The sequence below is a fragment of the Caenimonas aquaedulcis genome (genome assembly GCF_015831345.1).
GTDB lineage: Bacteria > Pseudomonadota > Gammaproteobacteria > Burkholderiales > Burkholderiaceae_C > Ramlibacter > Ramlibacter aquaedulcis.
The window spans coordinates 4111406-4128824 of the sequence record NZ_JADWYS010000001.1 but is presented as its reverse complement, the minus strand read 5'-3'; the positions used below and the strand labels follow the sequence as shown (position 1 = coordinate 4128824).

The following is a 17419-nucleotide window of genomic DNA, read 5'->3' as shown; positions in this document are numbered from 1 at the left end:
ACCTATTTCACGGCGGTCAGCCTTCCGCCTCCTGGAGGGTGCGCCACATCACCTTGCCGCTGCCGCTCTTGGGCAGCGCGTCGGCGAACTGGACAATTCGCGGCACCTTGTAGACGGCCATGTTCTCGCGGCACCAGTCGATCACGTCCTGCTCGCTCACCTGCCCCTTGTGCGAGGCCCGCAGCACCACCACCGCCTTAACCGTCTCGCCGCGGTACGCATCCCTGGCGGCGATCACGCACGCTTCCTGGATGGCCGGGTGGCGGAACATGAGCGCTTCCACCTCGGCCGGCCAGACCTTGAAGCCGGACGCGTTGATCATCCGCTTGAGCCGGTCGGTGAGGAAGAAGTAGCCGTCGGCATCCATGCGGCCGAGGTCGCCGGAGCGGAAGAAGCGCTTGCCCTCGAACTCGATGAACGCGGCCGCGGTGGCTTCCGGCCGCTTCCAGTAGCCCGCGAACACCATGGGGCCGTGCGTGATGATCTCGCCCTGCTCGCCCACCGGCACTTCCTGCAGCGTGTCGGGGTCGACGACGCGCGAATCGCAGCCCATGAAGGGTATGCCCAGGCACTGCTGCTTCGGGTCGTCGGGCGGGTTGCTGTGCGAGGGCGCCGCGGTCTCGGTGAGCCCGTAGCCTTCCACGTAGCGCAGGCCGAACTGCTCGAGCAGGCGCTGCGCCACCGCCTGCGGCATCGCCGCGCCGCCGCCGCCGATGTGCACGATGCTGGAGAGGTCGTACTCGCCGAAGCTCGGGCTGCCCATCAGGTCGATCACCATCGTCGGGATGTTCGTCCAGGTCGTCACGCGGTGGCGCGAGATGAGGCGGCCCGCGAGGTCGCGGTCCCAGCGCGGCATCACGACGAGCGTCGCGGCCATGTAGATGCTCGCGTGCATCACGCTCACCATGCCGGTGATGTGGAACATCGGCACGACCAGCAGCGTGACGTTCTCGGACGTGCCGTTGCCCCAGGTCGCGCTCGACACCGCGTTGTGCATGATGCTCGAGTGCAGGTGCATGCAGCCCTTGGGCAGGCCGGTGGTGCCGCTGGTGTAGGGCAGCACGGCCATGTCGGACGGACCGACGTCCAGCGCGGGCGGCGGCGCCGCGATGTCCAGCGCATCGGTCCAGCGGATGGCTTCGCCGCCCGCGAACGCCGGCAGCGGGTGCGGCGTGAGCAGCCAGTCGCGCCATGCGGCGGGCATCGCGCGCGCCTCCTCTCCGTCCGCATCGAAGGCGTCCGCGAACTGCGTGACGATGAGGTGCGCGAGGCGCCTGCCCTGCGGCAGCGCATCGCTGGCTTTCGCGACCTCCGCGGCGAGGTCGGAGGTGGTGATGGCGACTTTCGCGTCCGGGTCGTCGATGTAATGCTGCAGCTCCTGCGCGCGGTTCATCGGGTTGACCGGCACCACCACCGCGTTGGCGCGCAGGATCGCGAAGTGCGCGATGACGAGCTGCGGGCAGTTCTGCATGTCGAGCATGACGCGGTCGCCCTTGCGCACGCCCAGTGCGTGCAGCCGGGCCGCGAGGCGCTCGGCCTGCTCGCGCAGTTGCCGGTAGGTGACGGTACGCCCGAAGAAGACCAGCGCGGCCTTGTCCGGGTAACGGCGGGCGCTGGTGTCGAGGTTGTCCCAGAGCGAGGTGGCGGGCGGCGTGATCGCGTGCGGCAGGCGACGTGGCCAGAATTTGTAGTGCGGGCGTTGCATGGGGCCAGCCTATCCCTGCGCCTGATGCGGTGCATCAGGGATGGCCCCAACGCGGTCGCTTTGGCGACGCCGGGCCGCGCGCCGATCGCGCGCCGATATCATCGGCACGGAAATGGAGACCGCATGACCGACCTCTGGCGCCTGGGCGCGCTGGCGCTGAGCGACGGCTACCGCCGGCGCGATTTCGACCCGGTGGATGCCTTGCACGCCTGCCTCGCGCGCGTGGCCGCATGCCAGGGCGCGGTCAACGCGATGCTGCACGTGGACGCCGCCGGCGCGTTGGCGTCCGCGCGCGAGAGCGCAGCGCGCTGGTCCCGCGGCCAACCGTTGAGTCCGCTGGACGGCGTGCCCGTGAGCCTGAAGGACAACCTGCACGCCGCCGGCATGCCCACCACCTGGGGCAGCCGGTTGCTGGAAGGCTTCATCGCGCCGCAGGACGAGTTGCCCGTCGCCAGGCTGCGCGCCACCGGGGCGGTGATCTTCGGCAAGACGATGCTGCCCGAGTTCGCGCTGCAAGGCGTCACCGAAAACCTCCTTGCCGGCGCCACGCGCAACCCGTGGAACCTGGCGCGCACACCGGGTGGCTCTTCAGGCGGCGCAGCGGCCGCCGTCGCGTGCGGCATGGGACCGCTCGCGCTCGCGACCGACGGAGGGGGCTCGACACGCCGGCCCGCCTCCCACACCGGCGTGGTCGGCTTCAAGCCTGGCGCGGACTGGCTCGCGCGCGGCGGCGGCCTGCCGGAGATCTTCCTGCACTTCGAGCAGCCGGGGCTGATGGCCCGCCGCGTGGCGGACGTGCAGGCGTTCGCGCATGCGATGGTGCCGCCCGGTGCAACCGATGAAACGCATGGCCCTGTCCGCCTCCTCTTCGTGCGCACGTTCGCGGATCATCCGGTCGATGCGGGGATCGCAGCGGCCGTCGAACGCGCGGCTTCGCAATTCGCATCGATGGGGCACGCCGTGACCGAGGTCGCCGGCGTGGGATGGTCCGAAGCGGTCAACGACGCGTGGCCGTCGTTGTCGAACGCGGGCCTCGCGTGGATGCTGGCCGATGCGTCGCGCTTTCCGGAACTGGGGCAGCGCGGCACGCAGCCCGTGGACCTCGAACGCTGCGGCGCCGCCGCGCGCGCGAACGCGGCGCATGGCGCCGGCCTGTCCGCCACGGCGCTCTTCGATGCACTTGCCGCCGTGCGCACCTTGCAGGCGCGGCTGGTCGACGTGTTCTCCGCGCACGACTTCATCCTCACCCCTGCCACCGCCGCGCCGCCCTGGCCGCTGGGCGAGACGCATCCCGCGCTGATCGCCGGACGGCCCGCCGGGCCGCGGGGCCACGCGATCTTCACGGCCTTCGTCAACGCCGCGGGCCTGCCGGCCATCGCGCTGCCCGGCGGCTTCGCCGGGGGCTTGCCGGTCGGTTTTCAGCTCGTCGGGCCGCGCGGCGCCGATGCCTCGCTGCTCGCATTTGCCCACAGGTGGGAGCAGGCCTTTCCGCCGGAGGCCGTGTGGCCGCCGGAACCTCCCCCTACGATGGCGGCGCCATGACCCCACCCTCCGCTTTCGATCCCGCCGCGCTGGGCCGCCGCCTCGCCGCCACGCACAAGGGATCCACCGCGGTCCCCCACGCGGAGGCGACACCGCCGGATCGCGACACGGCCTTCCGCGTGCAGGACGCCACGCTCGCGTCGCTCGGCCCCATCGGGGGCTGGAAGGTCGGCGCGAAGGGCCTCGACCAGGAGCCGAATTGCGCGCCGCTGCCGGCGGCCGGATTCTTCTCCAGCGGCATCACGCTCGCCGGGCCGCCGTGGCGCATGCGCGGCATCGAGCTGGAAGTCGCGGTGCGCCTCGCGCACGACCTCGTGCCGCGCGACGGCCCGCCCGACGCCGCGACCGTACGCGCCGCCATCGGCGAAGTGCTCCCCGCGATCGAAGTCGTGGAGACGCGCCTGGCCGATTGGCGCGACAGCACCCCGCTCGCCCAGCTGGCGGACCTGCAAAGCCATGGGGGCATGGTGCTCGGAGCCCCTTCGACGCTGGTGCCGGACGACGTGGACCTGCGCGTCGTGGAGGCCTACCTCGCCTTCGACGGCCAGCCCGTGGCGGTGACACGCGGCGCCAACCCCGCCGCCGACATCTGGCGCCTGCTCTCCTGGCTCGCGTGGCACTGCGTGCAGCGCGGCGCGCCCTTGCGTGCGGGACAGGTGGTCACGACGGGGTCGTGCACCGGTATGCTGTTCGCTCCGGAGGGTGCGCATGTGCAGGCTCAACTGGCCGGGATCGGGCTGGTGGAACTGCGGTTCTGATTTTTGGGGCGCGCCTCCGTCTTTTGAACGCAGAGGACGCGAAGGTTCCGCAGAGGACGCAGAGGAAGACCGAATCCAATGAATTGAAGATTCCCTTGGATTTCTTCCTGCATTTCCTCTGCGTCCTCTGCGAAACCTCTGCGCTCTCTGCGTTCAAAACGCCCCACATGCACCACCTCGCCCCGCCGTGGTGCACCCACCCCCGGGAAACCCCCAATTTTGGTGCGCAAGTCTTGTATACCAGTGGCACGGCAACTGCTATACATTGATTCATGGCCACTTCCTCCGAGATCAGCGACCGCATCCTCGAAGCCGTCATGGCGCGCAAACTGGAGCCCGGTTCGCGGCTCGGCGAGCAGCAGCTCGCGATGCTGTTCGACTGCAGCCGCACCATCGTGCGCGAGGCGCTCACGCGGCTCGCCGCGCGCGGCATCGTCACCGTCAGCGCGCGGCGCGGCTGGTACGTGGTCGAGCCCTCGCAGGACGAAGCGCGCGAAGCTTTCGAAGCGCGCCGCGTCATCGAAACCGGCCTCATCCGCACGACGAAGAAAGTCGACAAGCCCGAGATCACGCGCCTGCGTGCTCACCTGGCGCGGCAGAAGGCGGCCATCAAGGGCAGCGACGTGGGCGCCCGCAGCTTCCTGCTCGGCGACTTCCATGTGTGCCTGGCGGAATGCCTGGGCAACTCGCTGCTGGCCGAGACCCTGCGCGACTTCACCGCCCGCACCACCCTCATCGCGATGCGCTACCAGACGCCGGAAGACGCCGCGCAGTCGTGCTCGGAACACGTGGACATCGTGGCCGCGCTCGAAGCAGGGGAGCTGAAGAAGGCCGAGCAGCTCATGGCCGCCCACCTCTCCACCTGGCAACTCAAGCTGCAGATGCCCGGCGACGCCGACCCGCTGTCGAAACTGCGCGACGCCCTCGCCCCCATGGGCAAGGCACGGGAGTTGCGTGGCAAGGATCCATCCCCGGCCCGCAAGACGCGGTCCACCCGTTCCACCTACCTAGGAGAAGTCTTATGAACCCCGGCAAGCGCCTCTTCACCCTCGCCCTCGCAGCCGCCGCGCTCGGCGGCACCACGCTCACCGCGCAGGCGCAGACCGCGCTCGACGACGTGATGAAGGCGAAGGAAATCAAGATCGCGATCCCCACGGACTTCCCGCCGTACGGCTTCGTCGGCACGGACCTGAAGCCCCAGGGCCTGGACATCGACATGGCCAACTACATCGCCGCCAAGCTCGGCGTGAAGGTGGAACTGCTGCCCGTGACCACCGCCAACCGCATCGCCTACCTGCAGACCAAGAAGGCGGACCTCGTGATCTCCACCCTCGGCAAGAACCCCGAGCGCGAGAAGGTGATCGACTTCACTTCCGCCTACTCGCCCTTCTTCATCGCCGTGTTCGGCCCGAAGACGATGACGGTGAAGGCGCCCGCCGACCTCGCCGGCAAGTCGATCTCCGTCACGCGCGGTTCCGTCGACGATGCCGAACTCACCAAGGTCGCGCCGCCCACCACCGAGCTGCGCCGCTTCGAGGACAACAACTCCACGGTGTCCGCCTTCGTCGCCGGCCAGACGCAACTCGTCGCCACCAGCGCGCAGGTCGCGGGCAACATGATGGCCAAGAACCCGCAGCTGGGCACCGAATACAAGTTCGTGCTGAAGGACTCGCCGAACTTCATCGGCGTGGGCAAGGGCGAGGACAAGCTGCGCCTAAAGGTCAACGAGATCCTCGCCGAGGCCAAGAAGAACGGCGACATCGACAAGATGTCCGTGAAGTGGCTCGGCCGCCCGGCCGGCGACCTGCCGAACTGATCGCCCTGCGCCATGCGCGTCGCCTTCGACTTCCTCGCCGTCCTCTCGCAGTGGCCGATGCTGCTCAAGGGCGTGGCGTGGACGCTCGGGCTGACCTTCGTGTCGGCCGTCGTCGGCGTCGCGGCGGGCGTGGCCTGCGCCTGGGCACGCACGTACGGCGCGACGTGGCTGCGCGTCGTGGTGGGCACCTATGTGGAGTTGATCCGCAACACGCCCTTCATCGTGCAGCTGTTCTTCGTGTTCTTCGGCCTGCCCGCCATGGGCGTGAAGCTGTCGCCCGAGGTCGCATCGATCATCGCGATGGTGGTCAACCTCGGCGCGTACGCGGCAGAGATCATTCGCGCCGGCATCGAGGCGACACCGCGCGGACAGATCGAGGCGGCCCAGAGCCTGGCGATGACGCATGCGCAGGTCTTCATGCGCGTGGTGCTGCCGCCCGCGCTGCGCAAGGTGTGGCCGGCGCTCGTGAGCCAGATCATCATCGTGATGCTCGGCTCGGCTGTCTGCGGGCAGATCTCCACCGAGGAACTGAGCTACGCGGCCAACCTGATCCAGAGCCGCAACTTCCGCGCGTTCGAAGCCTTCCTGATCGCGACGGGCATCTACCTCCTGCTGGCCATCGGCGTGCGCAAGCTGCTGAACTGGCTCGGCCCGCGCTTCCTCTTCGGCAGGTGAGGGCGCAATGGTCGAATTCACCGTCTGGGACATCTTCCGCAACCTGCTGCAGGCCGGCCGCTGGACGGTCGCGCTGTCGCTCATCGCCTTCATCGGCGGCGGGCTCGTCGGCCTCGCGCTCCTCGTCCTGCGCCTGACGCCCTCCGTCTGGGCGCATCGCTTCGTCGGCGGCTACGTGCAGCTGTTCCAGGGCACGCCGCTGCTGATGCAACTCTTTCTCGCCTACTTCGGCATCGCGCTCTTCGGCATCAACACCTCGCCCTGGGTCGCCGCGGCGCTCGCGCTCACGCTCTACACCAGCGCCTTCCTCACCGAGATCTGGCGCGGATGCGTCGCCTCCATCCCGAGGGGCCAGTGGGAAGCCGCGCAGAGCCTCGCGCTGAACTTCGGCGAGCAACTGCGTCACGTGGTGCTGCCGCAAGCCTCGCGCATCGCCATCCCGCCGACGGTCGGCTTCCTCGTGCAGGTGATCAAGGGCACGGCGCTCGCGTCCGTCATCGGCTTCGTGGAGCTCACGAAGGCCGGCACCATGATCACCAATGCGACCTTCAAGCCCTTCGTCGTGTACAGCTGCGTCGCGCTGCTGTACTTCGCGCTGTGCTACCCCATCAGCTTCTACGCCAAGATCCTCGAGGGAAAAATCAATGCGTCCCGTCGTTGAAATCACCGCCCTGCGCAAGTCCTTCGGCACGAACGAAGTCCTGAAGGGCATCGACCTGAAGGTCGAAAGCGGCGAGGTCATCGCCATCATCGGCAAGAGCGGTTCGGGCAAGAGCACGCTGCTGCGCTGCATCAACGGGCTGGAGACCTTCCAGGACGGCGCGCTGACGGTCGACGGCAAGCCGCTGCTGCACGACAGCCCCGGCGCCATGCGCGAGCTGCGCCAGCGCGTGGGCATGATCTTCCAGAGCTTCAACCTCTTCCCGCACCTCTCGGTGGGCCGCAACATCATGCTGGCGCCCACCCTCGTGAAGAAGAAAAACGCCGAGGAAGCCGTGCAGCTCGCGAAGAAACTGCTCGATCGCGTGGGCCTCGCCGAGAAGTTCGACGCGATGCCCGAGCAGCTCTCCGGCGGGCAGCAGCAGCGCGTGGCGATCGCGCGCGCACTCGCGATGGAACCCGCCGTGCTGCTGTGCGACGAGATCACGAGCGCGCTCGACCCGGAGCTCGTCGGCGAAGTGCTGCGCGTGGTGGAGAGCCTGGCCGAGGAAGGCATGACCCTCCTCATGGTGACGCACGAGATGAGCTTCGCGCGCAAGGTGAGCGACCGCGTGATCTTCATGCACCAGGGCCGCGTGCACGAGATGGGCACGCCGCAGGCGCTGTTCGGCGCGCCGGAGACGCCGGAGCTCAAGCAATTCCTGTCCTCGCTGCACGACTGAGCGCGCATGCCCCGCGCGGGCTATGATCGCGCGCAATGAAACCTGACCCCTTGCGGTCCCTGAAACTGCTGGGCGCCCTGAGCATCGCCGTGCCGGTGTTCATCTACCTCATTTTCGGTGCCTACCGCTTCTGGGAGGCCAGCGACGTGCCCGAGCAGCGGGTCAACCGCTCGCTGCGGGTGGCGCACGAGCACGCGAGCAAGGTGGTCGCGAGCGCCGAAGCGATGCAGGACCGCCTCCTGGACCAGCTGCAGGGCAAGTCCATGGCTGAGCTGCGGCAGGCGCAACCCCGGTTGCACGCCCTGCTCGCGGAGCGCATCAGGGGCCAGCCGCAGATCCAGTCGATCTGGATCATCGGCGCGGACGGCCACCCGATCGCGACAAGCCGGTTTCCCCAGGCGCCCCCCGAGCTCGACTTCACCGACCGGCCCTACTTCCAGGCGCACCGTGCCGGCACCGGGGGCCGCTATGTTTCCGCGCCCTTCCTGACCCGGACGACCCGCGAGCGGATCATGGACCTCAGCGTCCGCTTCGACGGGCCGGACGGCAAGTTCGCGGGCGTGATCAACCTCAGCCTGCTCACGAAGTACTTCGAGGACTTCTATGCCGACCTCGTGGCCGACGAACCCGGGCTCGCCGTCAACCTGTTTCGCGAGAGCGGCGAGATCTACACCCGCTGGCCGCGCCTGCCCAACCAGCCCGAACGCATGGGCGCGTCCAGCCCCGTGCTCGCCAAGGTGGCGCAAGGCGTGCCGACGGCGCAGCTGCGCGGCGTGTCGAGCACGGATGGCCAGGACCGCCTGATCGCCTACCGCAAGATCGGGGACTATCCGCTCTACGTGGGCACCGGCATGAACATCTCCGCCATGCGGGCGGACATCGCGAAGGACCTTGCCGTGCTTTTCGCGCTCGGGGTCCCGCCCTTCGCCGCGCTGTTCTTCACCTCGCGCTTCGCCCTGCGGCGCACGCGCGAATCGCTGGAGTCCGCCGACGAGCTCGAGCGCGAGACCCACACACGGATGCGCGCCGAGGAAGCCCTGCGGCAGGCGCAGAAGCTCGAAGCGCTCGGCCGCCTGACGGGCGGCGTCGCGCACGACTTCAACAACGCGTTGATGGTGATCAGCAACAACGCCTTCCTCCTGCGCCGCCACGTGAGCGACGCGGGGGGCCGCCAGCTCGACTCCATCGGCCGCGCCGTGGATTCGGCGACGAAACTCACGCGGCAGCTGCTCGCCTTTTCGCGCCGCCAGGTGCTCGTGCCCGAACAGGTGCGCCTGCAGGACCGCCTGCCCGAGATCAAGGAGCTGATCGCGCCGGTGCTCGGCAGCCAGATCCGCCTCGGGATCGACGTCGCGCCCGACACGCGCCCCATCACCATCGACCTCGCGGAACTCGATCTCGCCTTGCTGAACCTCGGCATCAACGCGCGCGACGCGATGCCCGGCGGCGGCTCCTTCACCATTTCCGCGCGCAATGCGCGTCCGGACATGCCCGGCACCATCGCAGGCGAGGCCGTGCTGATCGAGGCCACCGACACCGGCTCGGGCATCGACGAGGCCACGCTCGGCAAGGTGTTCGAGCCCTTCTACACCACCAAGCCGGTCGGCCACGGCACGGGCCTGGGCCTGAGCCAGGTGTACGGCCTGTGCCAGCGCGCGGGCGGCGCCGCGACGATCCGCAGCGTCGTGGGGCAAGGCACGACCGTGAGCCTGTATTTCCCCGCCGCCGATGGCGAGTCCGCGGCGCAGCCCGCGTCGGCGCAGGCGGTGGACCGCAACCTGGACAAGTCGGTGCTGCTCGTCGAGGACAACAACGACGTCGCGATGGGCCTCATTCCCCTGCTGGAAGCGCTCGGCTGCTCGGTGACCCGCGTGGACCGGGCGGCCGGCGCACTGGAATGGCTCGCTGCACGCACGGCATTGCCGGACCTCGTGCTCACCGACGTCGTGATGCCGGGGGAGATGAACGGGCTCGCCCTCGCGCGCCACCTGCGCGACACCCACCCGAACCTGCCGGTGCTGCTCATGACGGGCTACGCGGAGCAGCTGGACGCCATCGAGAAGATGGGATTCGAAGTGCTGCCCAAGCCCTGCTCCGCCGACGTGCTCAGCGCCGCCATCGCGCGCGTGTCCGCGCCCGGCGTCAGGCCCGCCTGAAGATCTCCAGCTTCAGGGGCCACTCCTGGCCCAGCCAGTAGGCGTAATCGGTGTGGTCCTTCAGGTCGTCGCCGGTGTCCCCGTGCACGAGGATGTCCAGGCCATTGCGGTTCGCCTCGAGCCAGGGGATGACCTTGTCGAACTCCGCGGCGTCGAAGCCGATCTGGCAACTCCATCGCGGATGCGGGCCGACCTCCTTCTGGTGCAGCCGGCCCGCGGACACGTAGAACTTGTGCCACGCGTCGCTCACGAGCGCTCGCGCCTGCTCCACGGTCGGCGCGTCGAAGTAGACATGCGCGTGATACGCCGGATGCACATTGACGGGGCGGCGCGGCATGCTCACGAATCCCAGTGTTGCGAGTAGACGGGCGCCACGGCGGGATGCGCCTGGATACGCGCCAGCAGTTCCGTGAAGCGGGGCCGGTGTACCTGCAGGTGCTGGCGCGTGCCGCCCCACTTCGACACCACCACCGCCAGGAAATCGAGCGCGCCGGGCGCGTCGCCCGCGAGGAAGGGCGTGGCGGGAAAGGTGTCCGCGAACACCTCCCAGTTCCTGTGCATCTGCGCGCGCGTGCCCTGCCGGATGGCTTCGAGCGAGGGCTCGTCGGTCGCCGTGGTGAAGCGCCCGGGGTAGTCGAGGATGGTGATGCCGCTGTAGCAGTTGGCCGGGATGTACACGAGGCCCCGCAGCGACTGGGCGCGCGACCGCGGGTCCTTCGGCAGCAGGGCACTCGCCGGCGCGGCGTCCAGCCCGAGGTGCATGAGGATCGCCGCGCTCTCGGTCATCACGGCGCCGTCGGGCAGCACGAGCGTGGGGATCTGCAGCAGCGGGTTGACCTTGCGCAACTCCTCCTGCGCCGAGTCGGCTTCCCACCGCGAGGCGCGCACCACGCGGTACGGCAGGCCCGCCGCGTGGAGTCCCATCTCCGCCGCGGCCGAGCCCGACCCGCGCGATCCATACAAGGTGTACATGTTTTCTCCCGGTGTCATGTCTTTGGCGGGCCGCGCCGCAAGGCTTCGCGCCGCGCGAGGCTTTCTGCGGGCCAGTAGGCGTTGCGCTCGTAGTATTCGGCCACCGCCGGCGTGCCCGGCGGCAGCACCACCCAGGGCTGCCGCGTGGACGTGAAGATGTGGATGTCGGGCGGCAGCAGCTCCGGCCGGTCGAGCGTGCCGACACGCACGAAGGCCACCGCGGCGCCCGCGCCCGCATAGTGGCTCCACACGGCGACCTGGCAATGCGGGCAGCGCGCGACCTGCTGGCCCTTGCCGCTCGCCGATGGCGTGTCCACGAGCCGCGGCGCTTCTCGCAGCACCTCGACGCGGTCCGATTCGATCATCGCGTTCAGTGCGAACGACGCTCCGCTTTCGCGCTGGCACCAGCGGCAATGGCAGCAATGCACGAAGAGCGGACGCGTCAGCATCCGGTAGCGCACGGCGCCGCAGTCGCAGCCGCCTTCCAGGGGGTAATCGTCGTGCGTCATCGTCGATGCATTCGTCCTTGCCCGGCAGTGTAGGGCGCGCGGAACGCGCGGGCAAATCCGCGGTGACGCGGCCGTGTGCGTGCGGCAAAATGCCGCGATGAAGTTGTCCAGAACCCTCCTTTGCGCGAGCCTCGCGGTCGCCCTCCCCGCCTTCGGCTTCGCCTTCGACCTGCAGGGCCATCGCGGCACGCGCGGCAACGCGCCCGAGAACACGCTGCCCGCCTTCGAACGCGCGCTCGAGATCGGCGTCACCACGCTCGAGCTCGACGTCGGCGTCACCGCCGACGATGTCGTCGTGATCTCCCATGACCCCTACCTCAACCCGCAGATCACGCGCGATGCGAAGGGCCAGTGGCTGCCCGGCGACAAGGGCCCCTTCATCCGCCAGCTGACCTACGCGCAGATCCAGGCCTACGAGCTCGGCCGCATCAACCCGGACACGCCGTACGCCAAAACCTTCAGCACGCAGCAGCCGCGCGACGGCACGCGCATGCCGACGCTGCAGGCACTCTTCGACCGCGTGAAGGCCCTCGGCGCGAACGAGGTGCGCTTCAACATCGAGACCAAGCTCGATCCCGCGCGGCCCGGCGACACCGTCACGCCCGAGGCGATGACCCGCGCGCTGCTCAAGGTCATCAAGGATGCGGGCATGACGCAGCGCGTGACGATCCAGAGCTTCGACTGGCGATCGCTCAAGGTCGCGCGCCAGCTCGAGCCGTCCATTCCCACCGTCTGCCTCACCATCCAGACCAGCAACAACGACAACACGCGCGACGGCGACTGGACGGCCGGCCTGAAGATCGCCGACCTCGGCAGCGCGCCGAAGATGGCCAAGGCCGCCGGCTGCGCGGTGTGGTCGCCCAACGGCGGCGCGGTGACCGAATCGCTGGTGAAGGAAGCGCAGGGCCTAGGCCTGCAGGTGGTGCCGTGGACGGTGAACAACCCCGCCGACATCGACCGCATCGTGGGCTGGGGCGTGGACGGGCTGATCAGCGACTACCCCGATCGCGTGCGCACCGTCCTGCAGGCGCGCGGCATCGCGCTGCCGAAACCGCTCGCGAAGAACTGAGTCGGCGCGGGCTCAGCCCGCGTGATCGTGTTGCGTCTCGCGGGCGTGGGAATGCGTGTGCCTGTGATGCGCGTCGGGGAAGTGCGCATGGGTATGCACGAGCGGCTCATGCCGGTGGGCGTGGGCATGGCGCGTCCCCGGCGCGACGGGCGGCTCGTGGACGTGATCGTGATGCGTGTCGCCGGCGCCGTGCACGTGCTCGTGCGTGTGCTGCATCGCCACGTGCGCGTGGCGATGCTCATGCCGTTCGGTGAGGTGCAGCGCGACGCCGGCCGCCATCAGCAGGCCGGCAGCGCCGAGCGTGGCCGTGAGCGGTTCGCCGAGCAGCAGCACCGACAGCACCGCGCCGAAGAACGGCGCCACCGAGAAGTACGCGCCCGTGCGCGCCGCGCCGAGTTCGCGCAGCGCCACGACGAAGAGCGCGAGGCTCGCCCCGTAGCTCGCGAAGCCGAGCAGCGCGGCGCCCGACACCACCGGCCACGCGGGCCATGTCGCCCCCAGCGCCAGCGCGAGCGCCAGGTTCGTTGCGCCCGCGACGAGGCCCTTGACCATCGCGATCCAGGTGGCGTCGCCGAGCGAGACCTTGCGCGTGAGGTTGTTGTCGATGCCCCAGGCGAGACAGGCGCCCACCACGTACAGCGCGGGGTGCCAGCCCGACCAGTCGAGCCGGCCCGGCCAGGCGAGCAGGACGCCGCCCGCGACGATCGCCAGCATGCCGAGCGCGATGCGGCGGTCGAAGTTTTCGCGGAAGACGAACCAGGCGAGCAGCGCGGTGAAAACGGATTCGGCGTTGAGGAGGAGCGATGCGGACGAGGCCTGCATGCCGGCGAGACCGCGCATCAACAGGACGGGGCCGATCACGCCACCGCACAGCACGGCGCCGGCAAGCCAGCGCCATTGCCCCGCAGGCAGCACGGCACGCGGCGCGCCGCGCAGGCGCCGCACGATGGCGAGGCCGAGGCCGGAGCCGAGGTAGAGGAGCGCCGCCAGTAGCCAGGGACCGGACTGTGCGAGCAGCAGCTTGGCGAGCGGGGTGCTCGCGCCGAAGAGCAGCGCCGCGGCCAGGCCGGCCCAGGCACCGCGGGGCATGGGGTTCATCGGCATGCGCAGATGCTACCCGTGCCGATGGGGGGAAGCGCGCCGCACGGCAGGCGCCGTGCGCGTGCGCCGGGGTTCAGCGCAGGATCTTGCCGAGCAGCAGGCCCAGCGCGAAGGCGCCGGCGACGGTGCTCAGGGGATTCGCCTTGATCTGCTCGCGCGCGTACTTGCCGTACTCTTCCTGCATGGACAGGACGCGGTCGCTGCCGGCGGACACGGTCTGCTCGAGCTTGTCCACGGTCTCGTGGGCCTTCTGCGCCACGCGGTTGACCACGTTCCCGTTCAGGCCGTTGGAGTTGTTCGTCGTGAGTCCGCTGTCGATGGTTTCGTTCATGGTGGTTCCTCTTTGCGTTGGCTAAACAATCGCCGGCCGATGCCAGCGCTACCCCAGTCTAGGAAGCTCGGCGTTCCGGGGCTGTCGGCCAAAGCGCCGCGTGTCGTGTAGGAGCCGTCCTGCGGCGGGATGGATAATCGCTTCGCATGTCTTCCACCTCATCCATGCGCGGCGCGGCGGGCGCGATCACCGATGTCCCGGGCATCGAAGTCGGCCACTTCACGGACACGCGCCGGCCCACGGGCTGCAGCGTCGTCATCGCGCGCGAGGGCGCCGTGGCGGGCGTCGATGTGCGGGGCGCCGCGCCCGGCACGCGCGAGACGGACCTGCTGTCTCCCACCAACCTCGTCGAGCGCGTCCACGGCATCCTGCTCTCGGGCGGCAGCGCATGGGGCCTCGCGGCGGCCGACGGTGTGGTGCGCTGGCTGGAAGAGCAGAAGGTCGGCATGCCCGTCGGCCCCGCGCTCCTGCCGATCGTGCCCGGCGCCGTGCTCTTCGACCTGATGGTCGGCGACTCCTCCATCCGCCCCGACGCGCAGGCCGGCTACGCCGCGTGCGCGTCGGCGTCGTCGCGGGCGCCGGCCGAAGGCAACGTCGGGGCGGGTGCGGGCGCTGCCGTGGGCAAGATCTTCGGCATCGGCCGCGCCATGAAAGGCGGCATCGGCACCGCGTCGGTCACGGTGGACGGCGTCACCGTCGGCGCGCTGATCGCGTGCAATGCGCTCGGCGACGTGATCGACCCGGACACCGCGCGGCCCATCGCGGGTGCGCGCACCGCGGACGGCAGCGCGCTCGCGGACACGCGGCGGGCCCTGCTGCGCGGCGAAGCGCCCAAGCCGCTCCTAAAGGGCACGAACACCACCATCGGCGTGATCGCGACCGATGCGGTGCTCACCAAGGTGCAAGCCTCGCGCCTCGCCACCGTGGGCCACGACGGACTCGCGCGCAGCATCAACCCGGTGCACACGATGTCCGATGGCGACGCCCTCTTCGCGCTCGCGACGGGCCGCAGCGGCAGGAACCCCGGGATGATGCTGCTCGGCACGATGGCCGCGGAGGTTGTGGCAATGGCGGTGGTGCGCGCGGTCCGCGCCGCGCAGGGCATCACTGCCGGCAACCTGCACTTGCCCGGGGCGCGCGACCTGGACCGCGGCTGACTACAACCTGATATCCAGGCTATTGCGCAAAGCCGCCTGCGCCACCGCGTCCAGCGCGCGATCGACGACCGCCTGGCCCGACACCATCCGCAGCGTCCCGCCCTGCAGCATCCTGTCGATCAGCCGCCGCGTCATCGAGTGCGAGCGCCCCGCCCCGTTGCCGAACATGTAGAGCGTGCCGTGCGGGCTCGCCCAGGTGACCTGGAAGCGCGCCCAGCCGCCGCCCATCAGCATCTCGACCCAGGTGCCCGGCTGCAGCGCCGACGACGGCAAGGTGGGCAGGTCGCGCGGGCGCGTGTCGGTGAACCCGGGTTGCGTCTCCTTGAACAGCGGCCTGGGCGCGAGCGACTGGTGGGTCGGCATGAAGCCGGAGTGCTCCGCCTCCGTCGCGCCCAGCCACGTGCCGGGGCCGGTGTCGTCGTCGCCGCCCATCATCGACTCGAGTTCCTCGCGCGTCATGCTGGTCGAGAGCGCGACGGGACGCTCCGGCTGCTGCGCCGACTGCATCGCGTGGTCATGCGTGGCCGCGAGGTACGCGAGGAAACGTTGCGTCGAGGCCGGCGGGTTGTCGATCAGGGCGAGGCCGCGACCGATCTTCTCGACGAGCTGCGGCACGAGCCGGGCGAGGCGCGGGACGCTGGACGCGGCCAGGCGCGGCTGCACGCTCCACAGGAGGTCGGGCACGAGCGCCGCGAAGCCGCCCGGGTCGGGCGCGCCGGTGTCGTCCGCCAGGCGCGCCTGCGCCATCACCTGCGACCACGGCCCGGTGATGAACGCCGAGATTTCGCGCGGGGCGGCGGGCACGTCCAGCCGCGCGCGCATCTCGCGCGCGATCTTCTCGGCCAGCAGGTTGCGCTGCTCCGCGCGCAGCAAGGCGCGCACGGCCCGTTCGCGAAAGCGCTGGTCGCGCTCCTGTTCGGCGCCCCACGCCTCCTCGAGCGACTCCAGGGCGAAAGCGAAGGGCTCCGCGCCCTCCGTGCGCGTGATGCGCAGCGCCTCCACGGCCTGGCGCAATGGATCGATGAAAGCCTGGAAGCCGGGCTCTTCCGCGGCTTGCCACGCGAGGCTGCGCTGCGTCATCGTGTCGAGCAGCCGCCGCGCCGGATGCTTGCGGTCGCTGAAGAACCGCGGATCGACCAGCACGAGCCGCTGCAGCGCGGGCAGCAGCTCGCGCACCGCCTGCTGCACGGGGGCGAGGAGGCGCGCGTCGCCGGCGATGTTCTCCACCATCAGGTTGACGACCTCCTGGCCCAGCGCCTGCGCGGCCGCGCGCGGGTCGTCGGGCGAGCCGCGCTGCTGCATGCGGCGCATCACCTTGTCGACCTGCTTCATCTCCTGCAGCGCCTCGAAGGCGGCGGGCATGGTCGGCGAGTATTCGACGTGCGCCGCTGCGACCGGGGCGCGTACGGGCGCCGGCTCGTCGAACTCGCCGGCGAGCAGGCTGCGCAGCTCCCGGACATTCAGCCGGTCGCTCGGCGCGCTCGCGTCGCGCGCGGCCGGCACCGGCGGCGAAGGCGTTACCACGAAACCGGCCGGCGTCACGCCCTGGGCGCGCAGCATCGCGCCCAGGTCCCGGTAGACCGCCGCGAGCTCGGGCGCCATCGCCTCGCCCAGGTGCAGCATCCAGCAGTTGCGCATCGCGGGCGGCACGGGACTTTGCAGGGTGACGGTGCGCAGGCTGCGCACGTAGGCCTCGGGGCGCAGCGGGTTGCGCTCGGCCTGCACGGTGCGCAGCCCCTGCACGGCGCAGACGAGGGCGTTGAGTTCCGCGAGGTCGGCCTCGACTTTCGCGAGCACCACCTGCTGGAGCCGCAGCAGGTCGACGTTCTCCTGCATCTGCTCGTCGCCCATGAGTTCGAGCGAATCGAAGCTCATGGCGCCGGACCTGCGTGCGTCGCCGGAGATGGCCAGCGCGAATTCCGCGAGCAGCGCCTGCGGATAGGCCTCGCACAGGCTGCCTTCGTGCTTGGCGAGGGTGCGCGTGGCGTCGAGGAGGAACTTCCTTTGCGCCTCGCCGGCCTGCATGGCGGCGCGCCGGGGCATCTCGTAGACGGCGCGGCGCACGAGGCGCTGAATGAGCGAGCGCCCCTGCGCCGCTGCTTCCTTCATGCAAGCGCGGTACAAAGCCTGGTAGTTGTTCTGCCCGCCCGCCACAAGCTCCCTTCCGTGCCAATGAGCCCTGATGGCCACCCTTCGTGGGCCACCGCGGAACCGGCTTTGCCGGGCCGCTGGTGGCGCCCCCTGAG

General features: G+C 70.1%; 17 protein-coding genes. 10 read left to right on the top strand and 7 right to left on the bottom strand.

Going from position 1 to position 17419, the window contains the following annotated elements; all coding sequences use genetic code 11:
• Window positions 1–16 precede the first annotated feature (16 nt).
• Window positions 17–1705, bottom strand: a complete 1689-nt coding sequence (locus I5803_RS19960; protein ID WP_196988060.1) for a long-chain fatty acid--CoA ligase — start codon at window positions 1703–1705, stop codon at window positions 17–19.
• 123 nt (window positions 1706–1828) lie between these two features.
• On the opposite strand from I5803_RS19960, the gene I5803_RS19955 reads away from it, so the two are divergent.
• The 8 genes from I5803_RS19955 (at window position 1829) to I5803_RS19920 (ending at window position 10034) form a co-directional block, all read left to right on the top strand.
• On the top strand, window positions 1829–3247 hold the full coding sequence (locus I5803_RS19955; protein ID WP_196988059.1) for an amidase: 1419 nt from the start codon (window positions 1829–1831) through the stop codon (window positions 3245–3247).
• Window positions 3244–4005, top strand: coding sequence for a 2-keto-4-pentenoate hydratase (locus I5803_RS19950; protein WP_196988058.1), 762 nt, complete (start codon window positions 3244–3246; stop codon window positions 4003–4005). The genes I5803_RS19955 and I5803_RS19950 overlap by 4 nt, the downstream gene beginning before the upstream one ends.
• A 272-nt stretch (window positions 4006–4277) precedes the next feature.
• Complete coding sequence (locus I5803_RS19945; RefSeq protein ID WP_196988057.1) at window positions 4278–5030, top strand: GntR family transcriptional regulator; 753 nt, start codon at window positions 4278–4280, stop codon at window positions 5028–5030.
• On the top strand, window positions 5027–5821 hold the full coding sequence (locus tag I5803_RS19940) for a transporter substrate-binding domain-containing protein (protein WP_196988056.1): 795 nt from the start codon (window positions 5027–5029) through the stop codon (window positions 5819–5821). The genes I5803_RS19945 and I5803_RS19940 overlap by 4 nt, the downstream gene beginning before the upstream one ends.
• A 12-nt stretch (window positions 5822–5833) precedes the next feature.
• Entirely contained in the window at window positions 5834–6496 is a 663-nt protein-coding gene (locus tag I5803_RS19935; RefSeq protein ID WP_196988055.1) for an amino acid ABC transporter permease, read from the top strand.
• A 7-nt stretch (window positions 6497–6503) separates the two neighbouring features.
• On the top strand, window positions 6504–7157 hold the full coding sequence (locus I5803_RS19930) for an amino acid ABC transporter permease (protein ID WP_196988054.1): 654 nt from the start codon (window positions 6504–6506) through the stop codon (window positions 7155–7157).
• The gene (locus tag I5803_RS19925) at window positions 7141–7878 is read left to right on the top strand and encodes an amino acid ABC transporter ATP-binding protein (protein ID WP_196988053.1); all 738 of its coding nucleotides are present in this window, start codon (window positions 7141–7143) and stop codon (window positions 7876–7878) included. The genes I5803_RS19930 and I5803_RS19925 overlap by 17 nt, the downstream gene beginning before the upstream one ends.
• A gap of 35 nt (window positions 7879–7913) precedes the next feature.
• On the top strand, window positions 7914–10034 hold the full coding sequence (locus I5803_RS19920) for a hybrid sensor histidine kinase/response regulator family protein (RefSeq protein WP_196988052.1): 2121 nt from the start codon (window positions 7914–7916) through the stop codon (window positions 10032–10034).
• Here the strand turns inward: I5803_RS19920 and I5803_RS19915 are convergent.
• From I5803_RS19915 to I5803_RS19905, 3 genes are read right to left on the bottom strand one after another with little or no spacing between them, the layout of a single operon-like run.
• Window positions 10021–10371: a DOPA 4,5-dioxygenase family protein gene (locus I5803_RS19915; protein WP_196988633.1), complete on the bottom strand. Its 351-nt coding sequence runs from the start codon at window positions 10369–10371 to the stop codon at window positions 10021–10023. The genes I5803_RS19920 and I5803_RS19915 overlap by 14 nt on opposite strands.
• Before the next feature lie 2 nt (window positions 10372–10373).
• Window positions 10374–11006, bottom strand: coding sequence for a glutathione S-transferase family protein (locus I5803_RS19910; RefSeq protein ID WP_231402475.1), 633 nt, complete (start codon window positions 11004–11006; stop codon window positions 10374–10376).
• A 14-nt stretch (window positions 11007–11020) separates the two neighbouring features.
• The gene (locus I5803_RS19905; protein WP_196988050.1) at window positions 11021–11515 is read right to left on the bottom strand and encodes a GFA family protein; all 495 of its coding nucleotides are present in this window, start codon (window positions 11513–11515) and stop codon (window positions 11021–11023) included.
• A gap of 97 nt (window positions 11516–11612) precedes the next feature.
• On the opposite strand from I5803_RS19905, the gene I5803_RS19900 reads away from it, so the two are divergent.
• On the top strand, window positions 11613–12584 hold the full coding sequence (locus I5803_RS19900) for a glycerophosphodiester phosphodiesterase (protein ID WP_196988049.1): 972 nt from the start codon (window positions 11613–11615) through the stop codon (window positions 12582–12584).
• A gap of 12 nt (window positions 12585–12596) precedes the next feature.
• Here the strand turns inward: I5803_RS19900 and I5803_RS19895 are convergent, their stop codons facing one another.
• Together I5803_RS19895 and I5803_RS19890 are read right to left on the bottom strand one after the other, a co-directional pair.
• Window positions 12597–13688, bottom strand: coding sequence for a DMT family transporter (locus I5803_RS19895; RefSeq protein ID WP_435520865.1), 1092 nt, complete (start codon window positions 13686–13688; stop codon window positions 12597–12599).
• 70 nt (window positions 13689–13758) lie between these two features.
• Window positions 13759–14016 (bottom strand): hypothetical protein, encoded by a 258-nt coding sequence (locus tag I5803_RS19890; protein WP_196988048.1) that lies wholly within the window; start codon window positions 14014–14016, stop codon window positions 13759–13761.
• Between the two features lie 146 nt (window positions 14017–14162).
• Between I5803_RS19890 and I5803_RS19885 the strand changes: the two genes are divergently transcribed.
• Window positions 14163–15173: a P1 family peptidase gene (locus I5803_RS19885; RefSeq protein ID WP_231402474.1), complete on the top strand. Its 1011-nt coding sequence runs from the start codon at window positions 14163–14165 to the stop codon at window positions 15171–15173.
• Here I5803_RS19885 and I5803_RS19880 read toward each other — a convergent pair whose 3' ends face one another.
• The gene (locus I5803_RS19880; protein WP_354001692.1) at window positions 15174–17327 is read right to left on the bottom strand and encodes a DUF1631 family protein; all 2154 of its coding nucleotides are present in this window, start codon (window positions 17325–17327) and stop codon (window positions 15174–15176) included.
• Window positions 17328–17419: the final 92 nt, after the last annotated feature.